The organism is Pseudomonas sp. NBRC 111143 (assembly GCF_001320965.1).
GTDB classification, from domain to species: Bacteria; Pseudomonadota; Gammaproteobacteria; order Pseudomonadales; family Pseudomonadaceae; genus Aquipseudomonas; species Aquipseudomonas machongensis.
In genome coordinates this window covers 14,666-36,025 of sequence record NZ_BCBT01000010.1, presented here as the reverse complement: position 1 = coordinate 36,025, position 21,360 = coordinate 14,666, and the positions used below count along the sequence as shown (strand labels likewise).

Annotated in this window: 15 protein-coding genes; 6 read left to right on the top strand and 9 right to left on the bottom strand. The window is 63.8% G+C overall.

Annotated features, from left to right (window positions below; translation table 11 throughout):
• Positions 1-203: 203 nt before the first annotated feature.
• Positions 204-3,137, bottom strand: coding sequence for a bifunctional [glutamate--ammonia ligase]-adenylyl-L-tyrosine phosphorylase/[glutamate--ammonia-ligase] adenylyltransferase (glnE, locus tag APH44_RS08020; RefSeq protein ID WP_054892165.1), 2,934 nt, complete (start codon positions 3,135-3,137; stop codon positions 204-206).
• 384 nt (positions 3,138-3,521) lie between these two features.
• Here glnE and aceE point away from each other — a divergent pair, with 384 nt between their 5' ends.
• The 5 genes from aceE to APH44_RS07995 all read left to right on the top strand — a co-directional run bounded on the left by aceE (position 3,522) and on the right by APH44_RS07995 (position 12,248).
• Entirely contained in the window at positions 3,522-6,167 is a 2,646-nt protein-coding gene (gene aceE, locus APH44_RS08015) for a pyruvate dehydrogenase (acetyl-transferring), homodimeric type (protein WP_054892164.1), read from the top strand.
• Between the two features lie 12 nt (positions 6,168-6,179).
• Positions 6,180-7,826, top strand: coding sequence for a dihydrolipoyllysine-residue acetyltransferase (aceF, locus tag APH44_RS08010; protein ID WP_054892163.1), 1,647 nt, complete (start codon positions 6,180-6,182; stop codon positions 7,824-7,826).
• A gap of 284 nt (positions 7,827-8,110) precedes the next feature.
• A complete protein-coding gene (locus tag APH44_RS08005; RefSeq protein ID WP_054892162.1) occupies positions 8,111-10,804 on the top strand; it encodes a bifunctional diguanylate cyclase/phosphodiesterase in 2,694 nt (897 codons plus the stop codon).
• Positions 10,805-10,957: 153 nt separating this feature from the next.
• Positions 10,958-11,626 (top strand): peptide-methionine (S)-S-oxide reductase MsrA, encoded by a 669-nt coding sequence (msrA, locus tag APH44_RS08000; protein WP_054892161.1) that lies wholly within the window; start codon positions 10,958-10,960, stop codon positions 11,624-11,626.
• Between the two features lie 7 nt (positions 11,627-11,633).
• Entirely contained in the window at positions 11,634-12,248 is a 615-nt protein-coding gene (locus tag APH44_RS07995; protein WP_054892254.1) for a glutathione S-transferase, read from the top strand.
• A 103-nt stretch (positions 12,249-12,351) separates the two neighbouring features.
• Here the strand turns inward: APH44_RS07995 and creD are convergent, their stop codons facing one another.
• The 4 genes from creD to APH44_RS07975 form a co-directional block, all read right to left on the bottom strand.
• Positions 12,352-13,680 (bottom strand): cell envelope integrity protein CreD, encoded by a 1,329-nt coding sequence (gene creD, locus APH44_RS07990; protein ID WP_054892160.1) that lies wholly within the window; start codon positions 13,678-13,680, stop codon positions 12,352-12,354.
• Between the two features lie 106 nt (positions 13,681-13,786).
• On the bottom strand, positions 13,787-15,220 hold the full coding sequence (gene creC, locus APH44_RS07985) for a two-component system sensor histidine kinase CreC (RefSeq protein ID WP_054892159.1): 1,434 nt from the start codon (positions 15,218-15,220) through the stop codon (positions 13,787-13,789).
• Positions 15,220-15,900: a two-component system response regulator CreB gene (creB, locus tag APH44_RS07980; RefSeq protein ID WP_054892158.1), complete on the bottom strand. Its 681-nt coding sequence runs from the start codon at positions 15,898-15,900 to the stop codon at positions 15,220-15,222. Before creB ends, creC begins: the two co-directional genes overlap by 1 nt.
• Positions 15,901-16,033: 133 nt before the next feature.
• Positions 16,034-16,537, bottom strand: coding sequence for an ATP-dependent zinc protease (locus tag APH44_RS07975; RefSeq protein ID WP_054892157.1), 504 nt, complete (start codon positions 16,535-16,537; stop codon positions 16,034-16,036).
• Between the two features lie 194 nt (positions 16,538-16,731).
• On the opposite strand from APH44_RS07975, the gene APH44_RS07970 reads away from it, so the two are divergent.
• The gene (locus tag APH44_RS07970) at positions 16,732-17,619 is read left to right on the top strand and encodes an acyltransferase (RefSeq protein WP_054892156.1); all 888 of its coding nucleotides are present in this window, start codon (positions 16,732-16,734) and stop codon (positions 17,617-17,619) included.
• Positions 17,620-17,649: 30 nt separating this feature from the next.
• On the opposite strand, the gene APH44_RS07965 is transcribed toward APH44_RS07970, so the two are convergent.
• The 4 genes from APH44_RS07965 to APH44_RS07950 all read right to left on the bottom strand — a co-directional run bounded on the left by APH44_RS07965 (position 17,650) and on the right by APH44_RS07950 (position 21,354).
• Positions 17,650-18,213 (bottom strand): DUF2780 domain-containing protein, encoded by a 564-nt coding sequence (locus APH44_RS07965; protein ID WP_054892155.1) that lies wholly within the window; start codon positions 18,211-18,213, stop codon positions 17,650-17,652.
• Positions 18,214-18,385: 172 nt separating this feature from the next.
• Complete coding sequence (gene fdhA, locus APH44_RS07960; protein ID WP_054892154.1) at positions 18,386-19,585, bottom strand: formaldehyde dehydrogenase, glutathione-independent; 1,200 nt, start codon at positions 19,583-19,585, stop codon at positions 18,386-18,388.
• Between the two features lie 266 nt (positions 19,586-19,851).
• A complete protein-coding gene (gene purU, locus APH44_RS07955) occupies positions 19,852-20,709 on the bottom strand; it encodes a formyltetrahydrofolate deformylase (protein ID WP_054892153.1) in 858 nt (285 codons plus the stop codon).
• Positions 20,710-20,721: 12 nt separating this feature from the next.
• Complete coding sequence (locus tag APH44_RS07950) at positions 20,722-21,354, bottom strand: sarcosine oxidase subunit gamma (protein WP_054892152.1); 633 nt, start codon at positions 21,352-21,354, stop codon at positions 20,722-20,724.
• Positions 21,355-21,360: the final 6 nt, after the last annotated feature.

The following is a 21,360-nucleotide window of genomic DNA, read 5'->3' as shown; positions in this document are numbered from 1 at the left end:
GCTTTATCCAGAAACATTCGGGGAGGCTGCAGGCTGCTCTACAACCTGGCCTCCCCTCTTTATATTCAGGCTATGTGGCGGACAGTGTACCACTGACATGCCTCATTCGCGGGCAAGCCCGGTCCCACAGGTACCACACAGATCTTGAGTGCTGTGGTGTACCCGCGGGAGCGGGCTTGCCCGCGAAGAAGCCAGCGCGGTAATCAGCTCAGACCCAGCTCACCCCAGATCCGCCGCACCTCGCGGCGCTCATCGACAAGCTGCCCGGCATCGATCACCCCGGCCTGTTTCTGCAGTGCCTGGCGGTGCGAGGCGGAGCGGAAGGTCTTGTACACCTCGCGCAACAAAATCGCGTCTTCGGCGGGCATCAACCCGGCCTGCTCCAACTCTTCGAGGATGCGAATGTTATCGGTCCAGCGCAGCAGGGCCGGATGGTCGTGGGACCAGGCCAAAGCGGCGTATTGCACCATAAATTCGATATCCACGATACCACCGGCATCCTGCTTGACATCGAACGGCTGGCCGGGCTCGAAGGCGTTGTCGGCGGTACCGGCAACGGTGCTCTTGCTGCCCAGGCTGGCGCGCATCTTGGCGCGCATCTCGCTGACCTCCTGACGCAGCGCGTCGAGATCGCGGGCCTTGCCCAGCACGCCGGCACGTACCGCTTCGAAAGCACTGCCGACCTGCTTGCAGCCCACCAGCACACGCGCCCGCACCAGGGCCTGGTGCTCCCAGGTCCAGGCCTCGTTCTGCTGGTAGCGCTCGAAGGCCCCGAGCGAGCTGACCAACAGCCCCGACGCACCGGAGGGGCGCAGGCGCATGTCCACATCATAGAGCTGGCCGGAGTTGGTCTGGGTAGTCAGCAGGTGAATGATGCGCTGGCCCAGGCGGGTGAAGAACTGCGCGCCGTCGATGGGCTTGGCGCCATCGGTCTCGGCGTTCGGGTCGCCGTCGTGGATGAATACGAGGTCCAGGTCCGAGCCATGTCCCAGTTCGATGCCGCCGACCTTGCCGTAGCCGACGATGATGAAACTTGGGTCGCACAGGGTGCCATCACTGCGCTTGGGCTGGCCATGACGGGCCACGGTCTGACGCCAGGCCAAGGCCAGCACCTGGTCGAGGATGGCCTCGGCCAGCCAGGTCAGGTAGTCGCTGACCTTCATCAAGGGCAGGTTGCCGCTGATTTCAGATGCCGCCACCCGCAAGCTGTGGGCCAGCTTGAAGTGACGCAGGGCCTCCATCTGCTGCTCCAGGTCGTCCTCGGGAATGCGCGTCAATCTCTCGCGCAGCTCCGACGCCAGCTCAGGCGCCAGCGGCGGGCTGAACAGGCGGCCTTCGTTGAGCAGTTCGTCGAGCAGCAGCGGGAAGCGCGTGATCTGCTCGGCGATCCAGGGGCTGGCGGCGCACAGGGTCAACAGACGGCGCAAGGCGCCTGGGTTTTCGGTCAGCAGCACCAGGTAAGCCGAACGCCGAGCCACCGCTTCCACCAAGGGGAGCACTCGCTCCAGCACCAGGTCAGGGTTCTGGTGCTCCACGGTCTGCGCCAGCAGGCGTGGAATAAAGGCGTCCAGACGCTCGCGGCCAATGCGCTGCATCGAACGCAGCGACGGGCTGGCACGCAAGGAGGCCAAACGACGCAGGGCCTCGCCCGACTGCTTGAACCCGGCCTCTTCCAGTTGGCGACCGGCGGCCTCCTCGTCCTGCGCCTGCTCCCACAGCGGCGACCACTCGCCGCCCACTACCAGCTCGCCCTCGGCTTCCTCTTCATCTGGATCGGCGATCACCTGGCGGAAGTGCCAGTCGACCCGGCCGCGCCACTGCATCAATTGGTCGTGGAACGCCTGCCAGTCGGCAAAGCCAAGGATGTAGGCGACCCGTTCGCGGTCGAGCTCCGAGTCCGGCAGCATCTGGGTCTGGCGGTCGGCAATGGCTTGGATCGCGTGCTCGGTGTAACGCAGGAACTGGTACCCATCACGCAGTTCGCTTACCACTGCCGGTGGCAGGTAACCCTGCCCCTCGAGCGTTGCCAGGACCTTGAGCAGCGGCCGCTGCTGCAGGCTCAGATCGCGCCCGCCGTGGATCAGCTGGAAGGCCTGGGCGATGAACTCGACCTCGCGGATGCCACCAGCACCGAGCTTGATGTTCTCTGCCATGCCCTTGCGCCGCACTTCCTGCTGGATCAGCTGCTTCATGGTGCGCAGCGCCTCGATGGCAGAGAAATCCAGGTAGCGCCGATAGACGAACGGTCGCAGCATCTCCTGCAACTGCGCCCCGGCCACCTGGTCGCCTGCCACCACGCGGGCCTTGATCATGGCGTAGCGTTCCCAATCGCGCCCCTGATCCTGGTAGTACTGCTCCAGGGCATTGAACGAGAGCACCAACGCGCCTGCCGAGCCATAGGGGCGCAGGCGCATGTCGACGCGAAACACGAAACCGTCGACGGTCACCGGGTCCAGCGCCTTGATCAGGCGTTGCCCGAGGCGGGTGAAGAACTCCTGGTTATCCAGCGAGCGCTTGACCCCTTCGGTCTCGCCGCCTTCAGGGAAGGCGAAGATCAGGTCGATGTCCGACGACAGGTTGAGCTCCACCGCGCCCAGCTTGCCCATGCCCAGCACCACCATGTGCTGCGGCTGGCCAGTGCGGTTGCCGATCGGCGTGCCGAACTGCTGGCAATGGCGCGGGTACAGCCATTGATAGGCTTCGTCGATCGAGGCGTCGGCAAGCTCGGACAGGTCGCGGCAGGTCTCGCCCAGCTCGGCCTGGCGGGTGATGTCGCGCCAGATGATCCGCACCTGCTGGCGATTGCGCGCACGGCGCAGGTTGCGCGCCAGCTCGTCTTCGCTCTGGGCCGCGTCTGCGGCAGCTTTTATATGGGCACGCAACTGGCCGGGGCCATAGGGGCGATCCATTTCGCCGCTGGCGAGCAGCTCGAACAGCGTTGCCGGTTCGCGCTGCGCCTGCTCGAGGACGAAATCGCTGGCTGCAGCCACCTGATCGAACTGCAGGCGATGCGCCGCGCTCCAACTGTCTGGATCAAGATCCGGATGCGCCGCCAGCGCCTCCTGCAGGAATTGTCGGTTACGGGCGACCAGCGGTTGCAGGGCGCCAGGCAGATCGAGCGGCAAAGGCAGGCGCATGGTCTATCCTTGATCGGCGTGAATGAGAGGGGTGAGTGCAGGCGAAAGAGGGACGGACCGCGGTTGGACTGTCATACAAAAGTTGTAAATAGCTGAAAAAATCAAATCATTGGTACGAAACATCAAGAAACCTCTTGTGCCAGTGCGATACCAACCAACAGGAACGTTTTTCTCCACAACCCGAAAGGCGGCCATAAGCCGTTTTTCTGTAGTATTACTACTCCCCCGACTGCTCAAAAGCATGAAATGCCGAAGCATTTGTAGTAAAACTACACGGCGCCGGATGACTGTCCGGCAAATCCAAGAATTCACGACGTCTGCCCAAAAGGCCAGTCGCAAACTCAGGCTTCCGATTCTGGTTGCCTTTCCGCCCTGGAGCAAGCCATGCAAGACCTCGATCCTATCGAAACCCAGGAATGGCTGGATGCCCTGGAGTCGGTCCTCGACAAAGAAGGCGAAGACCGCGCTCATTACCTGATGACCCGCATGGGCGAGCTGGCCACCCGCAGTGGTTCCCAGCTGCCTTACGCGATCACCACGCCATACCGCAACACCATCCCTGTCACCCACGAAGCACGCATGCCTGGCGACCTGTTCATGGAACGCCGCATTCGCTCGATGGTGCGTTGGAACGCCTTGGCCATGGTCATGCGCACCAACCTGAAGGACTCGGACCTGGGCGGACACATCTCGAGCTTCGCCTCCAGCGCCACCCTCTACGACATCGGCTTCAACTACTTCTTCCAGGCCCCGACCGAAGAGCACGGCGGCGACCTGATCTTCTTCCAGGGCCACGCTTCGCCAGGCGTCTACGCCCGCGCCTTCATGGAAGGCCGCATCAGCGAAGAGCAGATGAACAACTTCCGCCAGGAAGTGGACGGCAACGGCCTGTCTTCGTACCCGCACCCATGGCTGATGCCTGACTTCTGGCAGTTCCCGACCGTTTCGATGGGTCTGGGTCCGATCCAGGCGATCTACCAGGCACGCTTCATGAAGTACCTGGAAGCCCGCGGCTTCATCCCGGCCGGCAAGCAGAAGGTCTGGTGCTTCATGGGCGACGGCGAGTGCGACGAGCCGGAATCCCTGGGCGCGATCGCCCTGGCCGGCCGCGAGAAGCTGGACAACCTGATCTTCGTCATCAACTGCAACCTGCAGCGCCTCGACGGCCCGGTTCGCGGCAACGGCAAGATCATCCAGGAACTCGAAGGCGTGTTCCGTGGCGGTGGCTGGAACGTCAACAAGGTCGTCTGGGGCCGCTTCTGGGACCCACTGCTGGCCAAGGACACCAACGGTGCCCTGCAGCGCCGCATGGACGAAGTCATCGACGGCGAGTACCAGAACTACAAGGCCAAGGACGGCGCGTACGTCCGTGAGAACTTCTTCAACACCCCAGAGCTCAAGGCCATGGTCGAAGACCTGTCCGACGACGAGATCTGGAAGCTCAACCGTGGCGGCCACGACCCGTACAAGGTCTACGCGGCGTACCACCAGGCTGTGAACCACAAAGAGCAGCCGACCGTCATCCTGGCCAAGACCATCAAGGGTTACGGTACCGGTGCTGGCGAAGCCAAGAACACCGCGCACAACACCAAGAAAGTCGACGTCGACAGCCTGCGTCACTTCCGCGACCGCTTCGACATTCCGGTCAAGGATGCCGACCTCGAGAACCTGCCGTTCTTCAAGCCTGAAGAAGGTTCTGCCGAAGCCAAGTACCTGGCCGAGCGTCGCGCCGCACTGGGTGGCTTCGTGCCACAACGCCGCGCCAAGAGCTTCAGCGTTCCGACCCCGCCACTGGAGACGCTCAAAGCGATCCTCGACGGCTCGGGCGACCGCGAAATCTCCACCACCATGGCCTTCGTGCGCATCCTGGCGCAACTGGTCAAGGACAAGGAAATCGGCCAGCGCATCGTCCCGATCATCCCGGACGAAGCCCGTACCTTCGGTATGGAAGGCATGTTCCGCCAGCTGGGCATCTACTCGTCGGTCGGCCAGCTCTACGAGCCAGTCGATAAAGACCAGGTGATGTTCTACCGCGAGGACAAGAAGGGCCAGATCCTCGAAGAAGGCATCAACGAAGCCGGCGCCATGTCGTCCTTCATCGCTGCCGGTACTTCGTACAGCTGCCACAACCAGCCGATGCTGCCGTTCTACATCTTCTACTCGATGTTCGGCTTCCAGCGTATCGGCGACCTCGCCTGGGCCGCTGGCGACAGCCGCACCCGTGGCTTCCTGATCGGCGGTACCGCCGGCCGTACCACGCTGAACGGCGAAGGCCTGCAGCACGAAGACGGTCACAGCCACATGATGGCGGGCACCATCCCGAACTGCCGCACCTACGATCCGACCTACGGCTACGAGCTGGCGGTGATCATCCAGGACGGCATGAAGAAGATGACCGAAGAGCAACAGGACATCTTCTACTACATCACCGTGATGAACGAATCCTACCAGCAGCCTGCCATCCCGGCCGGCGCCGAGGAAGGCATCATCAAGGGCATGTACCTGCTGGAAGAAGACACCCGCGAAGCGGCGCACCACGTTCAGTTGATGGGCTCCGGCACCATCCTGCGTGAAGTCCGCGAAGCGGCGAAGATCCTGCGTGAAGAGTTCAACATCGGTGCCGATGTGTGGAGCGTCACCAGCTTCAACGAACTGCGTCGCGACGGCCTGGCCGTGGAACGCGCCAACCGCCTCAAGCCTGGCCAGAAGCCACAGCAGACCTACGTCGAGCAGTGCCTGAGCGGTCGCAAGGGTCCGGTCATCGCCTCCACCGACTACATGAAGCTGTTCGCCGAGCAGATTCGCCAGTGGGTACCAAGCAAAGAGTTCAAGGTCCTGGGTACCGATGGCTACGGTCGCAGCGACAGCCGCAAGAAGCTGCGTCACTTCTTCGAAGTCGACCGTCACTTCGTGGTGCTGGCTGCCCTGGAAGCCCTGGCTGACCGTGGCGAGATCGAACCGAAGGTTGTCGCTGACGCCATCGTCAAGTTCGGCATCGACCCGGACAAGCGCAACCCACTGGACTGCTGAGGAGTAACTTAAGTGAGCGAACTCATTCGCGTACCTGACATCGGCAGCGGTGAAGGTGAAATCATCGAACTGTTCGTCAAGGTCGGCGACCGCATCGAAGCGGACCAGAGCCTGCTGACCCTGGAGTCGGACAAGGCCTCCATGGAGATCCCGGCCCCCAAGGCCGGCGTCATCAAGGAGCTGAAGGTCAAGCTGGGCGATCGCCTGAAAGAAGGCGACGAACTGCTGGTCCTGGAAGCCGAGGGCGCCGCTGCGGCGCCTGAGGCTCCGGCCGCCGCCCCGGCTGCTGCTGCCCCTGCGGCGGCAGCACCCGCCGCTGAAGCCGCCCCTGCTCCTGCGCCTGCCGCAGCACCGGCTGCCGCCAGCGTGCAGGACATCCACGTGCCGGATATCGGTTCGTCGGGCAAGGCCAAGATCATCGAAGTGCTGGTCAAGGTCGGCGACACCGTCGAAGCCGACCAGTCGCTGATCACCCTGGAATCCGACAAGGCTTCCATGGAAATCCCATCGCCTGCCGCAGGCGTGGTCGAAGAAGTCCTGTGCAAGCTGGAAGATGAAGTCGGCACTGGCGACCTGATCTTCAAGCTGAAAGTCGCGGGCGCAGCGCCTGCTGCCGCTCCGGCACCAGCTGCTGCCCCGGCAGCCGCCAAGGCCGAGACTGCTCCGGCAGCCGCACCCGCTGCTGCCGCCCCAGCTGCTGCCCCTGCACCGGTTGCCACCGCACCGGCTGCTGGCAGCAACGCCAAGGTTCACGCAGGCCCTGCCGTTCGTCAGCTGGCGCGTGAATTCGGTGTCGACCTGGGCGCTGTTGCCGCCACTGGCCCGCACGGCCGCATCCTGAAAGAAGACGTGCAGGTCTACGTCAAGGCGATGATGCAGAAGGCCAAGGAAGCACCGGCAGCCGCCGGCGCGACCGGTGGTGCCGGCATCCCGCCGATCCCGGCCGTGGACTTCAGCAAGTTCGGTGAAGTCGAGGAAGTCGCCCTGACCCGCCTGATGCAGGTCGGTGCTGCCAACCTGCACCGCAGCTGGCTGAACGTGCCGCACGTGACCCAGTTCGACTCCGCCGACATCACCGAGCTGGAAGCCTTCCGCGTTGCGCAGAAAGCCGTGGCGGAGAAGGCCGGCGTCAAGCTGACCGTCCTGCCGCTGCTGCTCAAGGCCTGTGCCCACCTGCTCAAGGAGCTGCCGGACTTCAACAGTTCGCTGGCGCCGAGCGGCAAGGCCATCATCCGCAAGAAGTACGTCAACGTCGGCTTCGCCGTGGACACCCCGGATGGCCTGCTGGTCCCTGTGATCAAGAACGTCGACCAGAAGAGCCTGCTGCAACTGGCTGGCGAAGCAGCTGCGCTGGCTGAAAAAGCCCGCACCAAGAAGCTGTCGGCCGACGACATGCAGGGTGCCTGCTTCACCATCTCCAGCCTCGGTCACATTGGCGGCACCGGCTTCACGCCGATCGTCAACGCGCCGGAAGTGGCGATCCTCGGTGTTTCCAAGGCGACCATCCAGCCAGTCTGGGACGGCAAGGCCTTCCAGCCGAAGCTGATGCTGCCGCTGTCGCTGTCCTACGATCACCGTGTGATCAACGGCGCTGCCGCTGCGCGCTTCACCAAGCGCCTGGGCGACCTGCTGACGGACATCCGCACGCTGCTGCTGTAATGCTGCACCCCGCCTCCCCCAACCGGGGAGGCGGTACCGATTTCGAGCTGCCACGCTCGTACCTCAACCCCGCCCATGGCGGGGCTTTTTTTGCCTGGAAACACCCTCCCCATGAAGGGCCGCGAGGCGCACAAGCTTCAGATTTCCCACGCCCAGCCGACAACCTGCATACGCTGCCCCATATGGCCGCTTGCCAGCCCACGGGACATGATGCACCCTTGCTCAACGCGCCGCCGCTTACCTGCGGCATACCGCGCCAAACGCCTTGTTCAAGCGAGTCTTCGATGAAAAGCCAACCCGATGCCGCCAGCCGTGTGGCGGCCGAGGTCGTGACGCAGTTACCCGTGCCCTCGCGGCTCGGGATGCTGCGTTTCGAGCGGCTGAACGAAGCCAGTTGGGCGATGCTCTACCTCGACCCTGGCTGCGATCGCCAGTTCGGCCTGCCCGCGGCCGAGCTCTGCGCCCTGATCGGCTCGCCCTATGCCAGCCTCATGGAGCCTGAAGCGCGCTACAAGCTGCATGACGAGATCCAACTGCAACTGGCGCGGCGCAACCACTACCGCGTGCGCTATACCCTGCACGCGGGCTCCGGGCCCCTGCGCTTGCTGGAAGTCGGCGAGGCCTACAAGCAGCACAATCGCCAGCTGCTGCGCGGCTACCTCACGGTGCTGGACGACCAGGCCGAGGAAACCCCAGGCCAGGACGCAAACGATCTCGAGTCACGCAACAGCCGCCTGCAGCTGGCCCTGCAACTCAACCAGCGCGCCCAGCAGGAGCAACTCGAACACCTGGAGCGGGTGCGTGCCCAGCAGGACCTGATCCTGCGCCTGGCACGCCAGCGCTACAGCGCCAGCAACTCCTTGCTCGAAGCGGCCGAACTGATCACCCGTAGCGCCTGCGAAATCTACAAACTCGACTGCGCCAGCATCTGGTACCTCAACGAGCAACGCCTGGAACCGATCACCGCCTGGTTCCAGCACGAGCAGGCTCACCGCCTGCCGCAGCCGATCGACGCCAGCCACTACCCGGATTACCTAGACGCCCTGCACGCCAGCCGCGCCATCGACGCCCACAACGCCAGCCATGACCCACGCACCCGTGACATGGTCCAGGGCCTGCTCAACACCGCCGACAATGCCATGCTCGATGCCAGTATCCGCGTCGACGGCCAGGTAGTCGGCGTGCTGTGTCTGGAGCAGACCGGCCAGCCGCGGGCCTGGCAGTCCGACGAAATCGCCTTTGCCGGTGAGCTGGCCGACCAGTTCGCCCAGGTCATCACCAACCACAACCGCCGCACCGCCACCAGCGCCCTGCACCTGTTCCAACGCGCGGTAGAGCAAAGCGCCAGCGCCTTCCTGCTGGTCAACCGCGACGGGGTGGTGGAGTACGTCAACCCAAGCTTCACCGCCATTACCCAGTACAGCACCGACGAAGTGCAGGGCCACCACCTGGCCGAGCTGCCGGCACTGGAAAACCTCAGCCAGATCCTGTTCGACTCACCGTCGAGCCTGGCCATGGGCAACAGCTGGCAAGGTGAATTCAAGAGCCGGCGCAAGAGCCTGGAGCCCTACTGGGGCCAGTTATCGATTTCCAAGGTGTATGGCGACAACCGCGAGCTGACCCACTACATCGGCATCTACGAAGACGTCACCCAGAGCAAGCTTGCCCAGCAACGCATCGAGCGCCTGGCCTACACCGACAACCTCACCAGCTTGGGCAACCGCCCGGCGTTCATCCGCAGCCTCGACGAACGCTTCGCTCGCGACGGCGACATCCCGATCTGCCTGCTGCTGGTCGACATCGATAACTTCAAGCGGATCAACGACAGCCTCGGCCACCAGACCGGCGACAAGCTGCTGATCAGCCTGGCCCGCCGTCTGCGCAACAGCCTGAGCAGCGGCGGCAGCCTGGCGCGCTTTGCCAGCAACGAGTTCGCCGTACTGCTGGACGACACCAGCCTCGAAGACGGCCAGAACATCGCCCAGCAGTTGCTGCGCACCCTCGACAAACCCATGTTCGTCGACAACCAGCTGATCAACGTCACCGCCTCCGTGGGCCTGGCCTGCGCGCCCCTGCACGGCGCCGACCCGCAGACCCTGATGAAGAACGCAGGCCTGGCCCTGCACAAGGCCAAGGCCAACGGCAAGCATCAGGTCCAGGTGTTCACCGAAGTGCTCAACGCCGAGGCCAGCTACAAGCTGTTCGTCGAGAACAACCTGCGCCGGGCCCTGACCCAGAACGAGCTGGAGGTCTTCTACCAGCCCAAGCTGTGCCTGCGCAGTGGTCGCCTGCTGGGCCTGGAGGCGCTGCTGCGCTGGAACCACCCCGAGCGCGGCATGATCCGCCCCGACCAGTTCATCAGCGTGGCCGAGGAGACCGGCCTGATCATCCCCATCGGCAAATGGGTGGTGCGCCAGTCGTGCCGCATGAGCCAGGAATTGCGCGAGGCCGGCATGGGCAACCTGCACGTGGCGATCAACCTGTCGCCCAAGCAGTTTTCCGACCCCGAGCTGGTCAGCTCGATTGGCGCCATTCTCAAGGAAGAAGCGCTACCCCCGCACCTGCTGGAGCTGGAGCTGACCGAGGGCCTGCTGCTTGAAGCCACCGAAGACACCCGGCGCCAGCTCGACGAGCTCAAGCAGCTGGGTCTGACCCTGGCCATGGATGACTTCGGTACCGGCTATTCATCGCTGAGCTACCTGAAGAAGTTTCCCATCGACATCATCAAGATCGATCGCAGTTTCATCAGCGAGATTCCCGCCAACCAGGACGACATGGAGATCACCTCGGCGGTGGTGGCCATGGCCCACAACCTCAAGCTCAAGGTGGTCGCCGAAGGCATCGAGACCTCCGAACAGCTGGCGTTCCTGCGTCGCCACCGCTGCGACGTCGGCCAGGGCTATCTGTTCGACCGGCCGATCCCCGGGCGCGAGCTGGTCGACAAGCTCAGGCGCTACCCGCGCGGGCCGGTGGCCTGACAGGCGCGCAAACCTCGGGCACTATAGGGGCCATGTGGGCCTCTTCGCGGGCAAGCCCGCTCCTACAATGGCAGGCTGCAATGCAACCCTGCAGGAGTGGGCTTGCCTGCGAACAAGCCACAATCGCTCCCACTGTCAGACAGAGGAACAATCATGGTCCTGCGCTCGGAAATCCTCGTGAACAAAAACGTCATGCCCACTGCCGAACAGGCCCTGCCTGGCCGCGAAACTCCCATGCCCCTGCCCGAATTCCACTATGTGTTCGAAGGCACCCCGCTGCTCGGCCCATTCTTCGAGGGCAGCATCGACTTCGCCATCTTCGGCCTGGGCTGCTTCTGGGGCGCCGAACGACGCTTCTGGCAGCGTGAAGGCGTGGTCAGCACCGTGGTCGGCTACGCCGGCGGCTTCACCCCGAACCCGACCTACGAAGAGGTCTGCTCGGGGCTGACCGGCCACACCGAGGTGGTACTGGTGGTGTTCGACAAGGACAAGGTCAGCTACCGCGAACTGCTGGCGATGTTCTGGGAACTGCACAACCCGACCCAGGGCATGCGCCAAGGCAACGACATTGGCACCCAGTACCGCTCGGCCATCTATTGCACCTCGCCCGAGCAACTGGAACTGGCCAAGGCCAGCCGCGATGCCTTCCAGGCCGAGCTGAACAAGGCCGGTTTCGGTGAGATCACCACCGAGATCGACCAGGCGCCGACCGTGTACTTCGCCGAGGCCTACCACCAGCAGTACCTGGCCAAGAACCCCGAAGGCTACTGCGGCATCGGTGGCACTGGCGTGTGCCTGCCGCCCAGCCTGCAGGGTAATTGACATGGGTATGGTGCTGTTCCATGCGCCGCTGTCGCCTTTCGTGCGCAAGGTCTTGCTGGTGCTGCACGAGACCGGTCAGCTCGACCGCGTACGCCTGCAAACCGTCAACATCAGCCCGGTGAGCGGTGACGAGCAGCTCAACCAGGACAATCCGATCGGCAAGATCCCGGCCCTGCGCCTGGAGGACGGTAGCGTGCTGCACGACAGCCGGGTGATCTGCGAGTACCTCGACAGCCAGCACGTCGGCAACCCGCTGATCCCCCACGAGGGCTCGGCGCGCTGGCGGCGCCTGACCCTGGCCTCCCAGGCCGATGCGATCATGGATGCGGCGGTGTCGAGCCGCTATGAAAGCTTCCTGCGTCCTGAGGACAAGCGCTGGGATGGCTGGCTGCAGGCGCAGTCACAGAAAATCCGCCGAGGCCTGGCGGATCTTGAGCAGAATCACCTGGCAGAGATCGCCTCTGGCTTCGATATCGCCGCGATCGGCGTGGCCTGCGCGCTGGGCTACCTGGACCTGCGCCAGCCGGAGTTCGGCTGGCGTGAGCAACAGCCTGGGCTGGCTGCATGGTATGCCCAGGTAAGCCAGCGGCCGTCCATGCTGGCTACCGTGCCGGTCGCCTGAAACCCCCGTTCGCGGGCAAGCCCGCGAACGCCTCAACCCGGCCTGGCAGGAAACAACGACCCCACCCGAACCGCCAACCAGCGCCCGATCACCTTGTCCTCCCTCATGCCGCCCTCCCCACCCGCGACCAGTCCAGCCGCCGGGTCAGCACCATGAACACGCCAAGCAAGCCAAAGCACAGCAGCGAGCCCATCAACAGCGCATAGTCCTCCGCGCTCAGCAGCCCGTAGAGCAGCCCATACAGCGCCGCCAACCCCACCGCAAAACCCGCCCCGCGCACCGTGCTGTGCAGCACATGGCTCAAGTAGAAGCCGATCAACAGCACGCAGGCTCCTGCCGACAAGCCATACGCCAGGCCAAAACCCAGGTGTTCCGACAGTGACAGCAGCAACAGGTAGAACAGCGCCAGCGCCACCCCCACCAGCACGTATTGCATCGGGTGCACGCTGAGATTCTTCAACACCTCGAACAGGAAGAAGCCTGCAAAGGTCAGCGCGATGAACAGCAGCGCATACTTGATCGCACGCTCACTCCGGAGGTACTGGTCCACCGGATCGACGAAGCTCACACCGAAGGTGCGCCCACTGAAATCCGCGCACTTGTCCGCACCGGCGCATTGGCGCAGCGCGTCTTCCAGGTTGGTGGCAAAGAACGTGGTCTGCCAGCGCGCGGTGAAACCCTGGGCATCGATCTCACGGCTGGCCGGCAAGTAGCTCCCGATGAAGCTCGGATGGGGCCAGTTGGCGTGCATCTCGACCCGGCTGCTGCGCCCCACTGGCAGCACATGGAGTTGTCCGGTGCCCTGCAACGCCAGGTCGAAGGCATAGCCGAACTCGCGGGCAGCCTGGCCATCCAGCCAAGGCAGGGTGACGTGCACTCCACCGGCCATCCAGTCCAGGCCGGTGCCTGCTTCGAACGGCAGGCGCTGATCGTCGAGGCTCAGTTCCAGGGCATTCTCGATGCCTCGGATATCGCTGATGCCCACCACCATGAACGGCTTGTCGAACCGGTAGTCTTCGTAGTCCTCGTCGACGCCCCAGCGCTCAGGCAGCTTGAAGCGGCCACTGACACGGTTCCTGGCATGGAACAACCGCGCCTGGTAAATGCCGCGGGCGCGCAGTTCGGTATCGACCTGGCTGTCGACCTCGAAGGTTTCCGGCAGGAAGTACAGGTGGCCGCTGACGGTGCTGGTTTCCTGCACACTCTTGCCGTCCTTGTCGATCCAGCGGCGCTGGTACTTGCGGTACGGCACTACCAGCAGCGGGCCGCTGATCTGCTGGTCGAAGCTCGAACTCTGGGCGATGTCCTGCAGCACACCATCGCGCACGGCCTGGCGTTCATCGATCAGGCCACTGATCATCAACAGAGGGATCAATAACAGCAGCATCAGCAGGGCGATCATGCCGAGCTTGAAACTCAGGGGCTTGTTCATGGGGCTTTGGCTCCAGTTGTGATGGGCGCAGCTTGCGCCGCGCACATGGAGCCGATAGGGAGGGTTTGTGCAGATTGTGTGGAGATGACGAGGCGGACAGCAGGAATCAGCTCACGCGCCGCGCAGGCAGCCACAGCCTGACCCGCACCCCGCCCTCGACGTTATCCACCGCCAGCGCTCCGCCATGCAGTTGCATCACTTCCTCGACAAAGTTGAGCCCAAGCCCGGTGCTCTTGCGCCCGGTGCCTGGCCGGGGCAGGGAATAGAAGCGCTCGCTGACCCGCTCGATGGCGTAATCCGGAATCGCCTCCCCCTGGTTGAACAGGCTCAACGCGACCCGATCACCGTCGTGCACCAGCTCGAACGACAAGGTGCCGCCTGCCGGCGTGAAGTCGAGTGCGTTGTCCACCAGGTTTGCCAGCGCCTGACGCAGCAAGAAGGGGTCGCACAGCAACAACACCCCGCCCGTCACCTGTTGCCTGATCTGCAACCCGGCACTGTCGATCCGCGCCGCATACCCGTGCAGCAACTCGTCGACCAGCGCAGCGAGCGGCACCTGCTGCTCGTCTTCCAGCGCCTGCATCTGCTCGACCCGCGCCAGGTTGAGCAAGCGCTCGATCATCTGCTGCAAACGCTCGCTCTCGCGCTCGATATTGCTGGCAAAACGCGCCCGCTGCTCATCCGGCATCGGCCCCTGCAACAGCTCGGAAGCCCCACGAATCGCCGCCAGCGGGCTTTTCAGCTCATGGGTGAGGGTATGCACATAGCGCTCGACATACGCCTTGCCCTCCAACTGGGTGCGCATGCGCTCCACCGCCGTGGCCAGTTGCAGCAGTTCACCGCCCTTGTAGTGCGGCAGCGCCGCGCGCTCGCCCTCACTCACCGCCTGGGCGTACCGGGTGAGACGGCGCAACGACCGCGCCAGCCACCAGGACAGCGCAGCGCCCACCAACAGCCCGAGCACGATCAACCCCAGGCCGAGCGTCAGCAAACGTTGCTCGGAGCGGTCGATATAGGGCTGTAGCGAACTGTTGGGCTTGGCCACCGTCACCACACCGATGACCTGGCCGTTGTCCATGATCGGTGCCGCCACATGCATCACCGAGGTGCTTTCGTCGTCCGGGTCGCTGCGGGTCGAACGCGCGCCATATTGGCCGCGCAGGGTCAGGTAGACGTCGTTCCAGCGCGAGTAATCCTTGCCCAGGGCCTGGCCACTGGAGTCGAGCAGGACGATGCCCTTGGCGTCGGTGACATAGATGCGGTGGCTGACCTGGTTTTTCGCCAGGCCCCAGATATCCGCACCTGGGCGGCGCTGCCCGTAGGATTCGAGCACTTGAGGCAGACGACTTTGCCCAAGCGTGCCGGCCTTGACGTCATCGTGAAGGATTTCTGCCAACAGGTTGGCGGTATCCACCAGGGTTTCCTCGGAAGACTGGCGCACCACCGGGCGAATCTGTTCGCGCACGGTATTGAGCAGGAAGTAACCCGACAACCCGACGAACAGGAAGTACACCAGAAAGATCCGGATCCCCAGGCGCATCAGGCGTGATCCGGGCTATAGCTATAGCCCAGGCCGCGATGGGTCTGGATTGGTTCGGCATCGCCAGACACCAGGCGCAACTTCGCGCGCAGGCTCTTGATGTGGCTGTCGATGGTTCGCTCGTAACCGGCATCTGAAGCCACGCCCAGCCCGTCGAGCAATTGCTCGCGGCTGAACACCCGACGGGGTTGCTCGAGCAGGCATTGCAGCAAGCGGAATTCATGGCGAGTGAGCGTCAGCGCCTGGCCACGATAGAGGATGCGCATCCCCAGCGTATCGACCTCGAACAGCTTCGCATCGACTGCCGTCTCGGCTCTGGGCGCCATGCGCTTGAGGATCGCCCGCACCCGCGCAGCCACCTCGCGCGGGCTGAACGGCTTGACCACATAGTCGTCGGCACCGATTTCCAAGCCTACGACCCGATCGATCTCACCATCGCGGGCACTGAGGAACATCACCGGCACCTCGCTGAAGCGGCGCAGCTGGCGGCAGGTTTCGAAACCACTGATATCCGGCAGGCCGATGTCGAGGATGACCAGGTCGGCCGGGCGCTGGCGCATCTGTTCGAGCGCGGCGCTGCCCAGGGTCACCCAGGTGGTGCTATGGCCGTCGGCCTGGAGGGCGTAGACCAGGGTGTCGGCGATGGCGGACTCGTCTTCGACGATGAGGATGTGGGGCATGGGTGAGGCTCTGAGGGGCTGGTCGTCGATTGTCTGACCGAGCCCCTTCGCGGGACAAGCCCACTCGCACAATTGCAGGCTGACGCTGCAGCTGCGGGGATCGGGCTTGCCTGCGAGAGGCCAGGCCGGACGATCAGCAGTCCGGCTTGTCTGCCGTATACCGCCGTGCCGGGTTCACCGCCGCCTTGAACTCACGCAGCGCCTTGGCGCCGATCAGCAGCGGGTAGTTGAAGTTGCTGCGGTCGGTCAGGTTGACCTCCACCGTACGCTTGACGTCACCCAGGCACAGCTCCAGGTCCACCACCGGGCGGCGGGCAGCCTCGGCCGGTTCGTCCTCGTCTTCCTCATCGCCTGAGCGGGCCTTGATCTTGCTGATGCGAGCCACCTTGTGTTCATAGACCTTGCCGTCGGCATCCTTGGTCGCCAGGCGGAACCGCACCCAGTCCTCGCCGTCGCGGGTGAAGGTCTCGATATCCTTGGCCGACAGCGATGCGGTCAGCGCGCCAGTATCCATCTTGGCCTTGAGGGTCTGGCCGATCTCGGGGAGCTTGATGTACTCATAGCGGCCATAGAGTGTCGGCTCGGCGGCCATCACCGGCAACGCCAGCAGCGACAGGAGGGCAAGCAGTGGTTTCACGGGAAGCATTCCTTGAGATGAGACAGTGCTTAGACTACGCGGGGAGGATAGGTTCGTTGTCACAGCCTATCCAACATAATGTGAAACATTTGTCCCTTCCATTGGGCATTGGACGTTTGGCGTAGGACGTTACCCTGCTTATCATTGCCAACCGCAAATCTCACACAACACTTTCATACAACAAGAGTCTCCTTATGCGTCGCCTGCTGACCGGCATTCTCACAACTGTCCTGCTGCTGCTCAACACCCTCGTGTTGATCTGCCCGCTGATGGTCTTCGCCCTGCTCAAGCTGGTGCTGCCCGGCCGTGGTCGCGACTATGCCTCCTGGGCGGTGATGTGGATCGCCGAGACCTGGTCGGAAATCGACAAGGCCATCTTCGCCCTGTGCATCCCCACGCAATGGGACATCCGCGGCATCGAGACGCTGAACGCGAACACCTCCTACCTGTGCGTCAGCAACCATCAGAGCTGGGTCGACATTCCCGCACTGATCGAAAGCCTCAACCGTCGTGTGCCGTTCTTCAAGTTCTTCCTCAAGAAGGAGCTGATCTGGGTACCGCTGCTGGGCCTGGCCTGGTGGGCGCTGGACTACCCCTTCATGAAGCGCTACAGCAAGGCCTTCCTCGACAAGCACCCCGAGCTCAAGGGCAAGGACCTGGAAATCACCAAGGCCGCCTGCGAGCTGTTCAAGCGCCAGCCGGTGACGGTGGTCAACTACCTCGAAGGCACGCGCTTCACCGAAGCCAAGCGCGAACAGCAGCAATCGCCGTTCCGCCACCTGCTCAAGCCCAAGGCCGGCGGCGTCGCCTTCGTGCTCGCCGCACTGGGCGAGCAACTCGACGCGCTGCTCGATGTGACCATCGTCTACCCCGGCAACAAGGCCCCAGGGTTCTGGGACCTGCTCAACGGCAGCATCAGCCGGGTAATCATCGACATCCGCGTACGCGAGCTGGACCCGGCATTATGCGAAGGCGACTACGAGAGCGATCCGGCGTTTCGCCAGACCGTGCAGGCCTGGGTCAACCAGCTGTGGGAAGACAAGGATCAACGCATCGAGCAACTGCGCGCAGAGTTGCGCTGAGGCTGGCGTTGCGCGAAACCTGCAGCAGCGTCAGACCGACGGCACCGCTGCCGCCGGGCTGCCCCACAGGCTGCCCAGGCTCTGCAGCAACGAGCCGGCAATGCCCTGCTGCCCCAGATATTGCAGGATCAACGGCGCGAACTGGCCAATCATGCCGGTATCCATGCCCAGCGCCTTGAAGGCGTTATCCAGGTCGTTGCGATTCTCGACATTGCCCAGGGCATTGCTCAGCGCCGACGAGCGCTGGCTGTTCTGCCCCAGCAACTCGCCCAGCCCGTTGAGCCCGCCCAAGGCGTTGGCACCGGACAACAGGTCAAGACCGGGCACCGCCTTGGTCAACTGGCCATAGTCGTCATTGCTCAGGTTGTTGCGCGCAAGGCCCAGCATGGCGCCAGCGCCGCCGACAGCCTGTTCGGGGGTGATCTTCAGTTCGCTGCCCAGGGTATTGAGCAGATTGGCCTGGGCGGCCGGCGCCTGGACCTGGCCTTTCGGGGTCTGCATGGCCGAGACAGCGTTGGCGGCATCGTTGAGGTTGAAGGCGAACACCGGGCTTGCGGCCAGGGTCATCAGGGTTGCCAGGGTGAATGCTTTCATCGGAGGACCTCGTAGGCCGGGATGGCCTGGGAAACGAGGCGTTGGACTGGGGGGCTGAAGCTTTGTTCCAGGCCGGATGTCGGTAAGGGACGAACCCGCCCCCACAGGCAGTCACCCCACCTGTGGGAGCGGGCTCGTCCCGCGATTGGCCCGCAAAGCGACGCCAAAGGCCTCAGGCAGCGCTGAAGGTCCTGTGCGGATCGATCACGAATTTCTTCGGCACGCCCGCATCGAACTCGCCGTACCCTTCCGGCGCCTGGTCCAGGCTGATCACCTGAACACCGACCACTTCGGCAATATTGATCCGATCCCACATGATCGCCTGCATCAGCTGGCGGTTGTACTTCATGGTCGGGGTCTGGCCGGTGTGGAAGCTGTGCGACTTGGCCCAGCCCAGGCCGAAGCGGATGCTCAGCGCGCCGATCTTCGCCGCCGCGTCCACCGCACCCGGATCTTCGGTCACGTACAGGCCCGGAATACCGATCTTGCCGGCCACACGGGTGACCTGCATCAGCGAGTTGAGCACGGTCGCCGGAGCCTCGTGCTTGGCGCCTTCATGGCCGTGGCCGCGGGCTTCGAAGCCTACTGCATCGACGGCGCAGTCCACTTCAGGCTCGCCGAGGATATCGATGATCTGCTCGTGCAGCGGCGTGTCCTTGGACAGATCGACCACCTCGAAGCCCTGGGACTTGGCGTGGGCCAGCCGCAGCGGATTGAGGTCACCCACGATCACGCACGCGGCGCCCAGCAGGCGTGCCGAAGCGGCAGCGGCCAGGCCGACCGGGCCGGCGCCAGCCACGTAGACGGTGCTGCCTGGGCCAACGCCCGCGGTGACAGCGCCGTGGTAGCCGGTGGGCAGGATGTCGGACAGGCAGGTCAGGTCGCGGATCTTCTCCATGGCCTTGTCGCGGTCGGGCAATTTCAGCAGGTTGAAGTCGGCGTACGGTACCAGCACGTATTCAGCCTGGCCGCCAGTCCAGTCACCCATATCGACATAACCGTAGGCACCGCCGGCACGGGCCGGGTTGACGGTCAGGCAGACGCCGGTATGCATCTCCTTGCAGGAACGGCAGCGCCCGCAAGCAACGTTGAACGGCACCGACACCAGGTCGCCGATCTTCAGGCGCTCGACATCCCGGCCCAACTCGACGATCTCACCGGTGATTTCGTGGCCGAGCACCAGGCCGACCTGAGCGGTGGTGCGGCCACGGACCATGTGCTGGTCGGAGCCGCAGATATTGGTGGAGACCACCTTGAGGATCACGCCGTGCTCGATCTTCTTGCCGCGCGGATCCTGCATCTTGGGGTAGTCGATCTTCTGCACCTCGACCTTGCCTGCGCCGAGATACACCACTCCACGATTACCAGACATGCTCTTACCTCGCTTGATTTGTATTTATGCAGCGGTGGTTGAAGCGCCGCCATCCTTGGGCGGCCTGTGTTACTGGAATGAGGGGAATTGTGGGCTTGATGGGGGATGTCGCAGTGACTGGATGCGACAGGGGGTTGTCTGTTTACGGCAGGTCGAAAGCGGTGATGCCATTCGCGGGCAAGCCCGCGCCTACAGGCACAGTGCCGTTCTCAGACACGCGCCCCCCCGTAGGAGCGGGCTTGCCCGCGAAGAGGCCAGTGCAGGCGTCAGAGAACCACAGTCCGGTTGGCATTGAGGAACACCCGTCGCTCGATGTGATACCCCACCGCCCGCGCCAGGGTCAGGCATTCGATATCGCGACCCTTGGCGATCAGATCTTCAGGATAGTGGCTGTGATCGACCACCTCGACGCCCTGGGCGATGATCGGCCCTTCGTCGAGGTCGTTGTTGATGTAGTGCGCGGTCGCGCCGACCATCTTCACGCCCTTGTTGTACGCCTGGTGATAGGGCTTGGCACCCTTGAACCCCGGCAGCAGCGAGTGGTGGATGTTGATCGCCCAGCCATCCAGGCGCCGACACAGCTCTGGCGACAGCACCTGCATGTAGCGGGCGAGAATCACCAGTTCGGCGCCGGTTTCCTCGATCACCTTGAGCACCTTGCGCTCCTGGCCCGGCTTGTCGTTCGGGTCGAGCGCGAAGTGGTAGTAGGGGATCTTGTGCCAGTGCGCCAGCGGCTCCAGGTCGGGGTGGTTGGAGATCACTGCGACCACCTCCATGCCCAGTTGGCCGATGCGCTGGCGATACAGCAGGTCGTTCAGGCAATGGTCGGCCTTGGACACCATGATCACCACCTTGGGGCGGTGATTGGGTGCAGTCAGCTCGAACGCCATGCCGAACGCTTCGCTGCGCTCGGCGAACCCGGCACGGAAGGCGTCTTCATCGAAACCGTCAGGTGCGCGGAACTCGACACGGATGAAGAAACGCCCCGACAGCCGGTCATCGAAGGAATGGTGCTCGGTGACGTAGCAGCGCTGCTCGAAGAGATGACGCGTGACCACATCGACCGTGCCGAGCATGCTCGGGCAGTCGGCGGTGAGAATCCAGGTGTCCGGTGCCCGACTCATGATCTGCGCTCCTTATGCCTCTATGGCCAGGCCGTACTCGGCCGATGCGTCCTGCAGCCACAGCCACCAGTAGTCGGAGAAGCTGCGGCGGATCACCAGCTCCCAGGTGTCTTCGGCAGTGCGACGGATCACCAGTTGCGACTTGGCGAACACGGTACCCACGGCCTTGCCGACCGGGAAGTTGTTCGGGTGTACATCATAGCTGGTGGATTTCATCAGCACGTCGCGCACGTTCGGGCCGCGCAGCTCGAGCAGGGTCTGCCCGCCACTGACATTGACCACCTGGACGTGCTGGCCTTCGAGGGCATCGCGCAGCTTCTGCTCGACGCTGAACTCCTGGCCGCCCGGGACGATCAGCAGCCATTCGTCGGGGCCCACCCACTGCAACGACATTTCACTGTTGGCGACCACCGTCAGCGCCACCGGCAGCTCCAGGCCCAGGGCTTTGTGCACGGCACCGGCGAACTGCGGGTCATGGCCGTCGCCACGAAGGGTCAGGTGACCGAGGAATTTCTTCTCGCGCAGGGTCACGCCTGCGTTGTTGCGGCCCTTTCCGACCAGGCTGGCCAGGTCTGCATGGTGCAGCGGCGATTGGGCCTTGGCATCACTGCCGGGGTTCTGCTGGAAGACGTTGATAGCGCTCATTTCTTA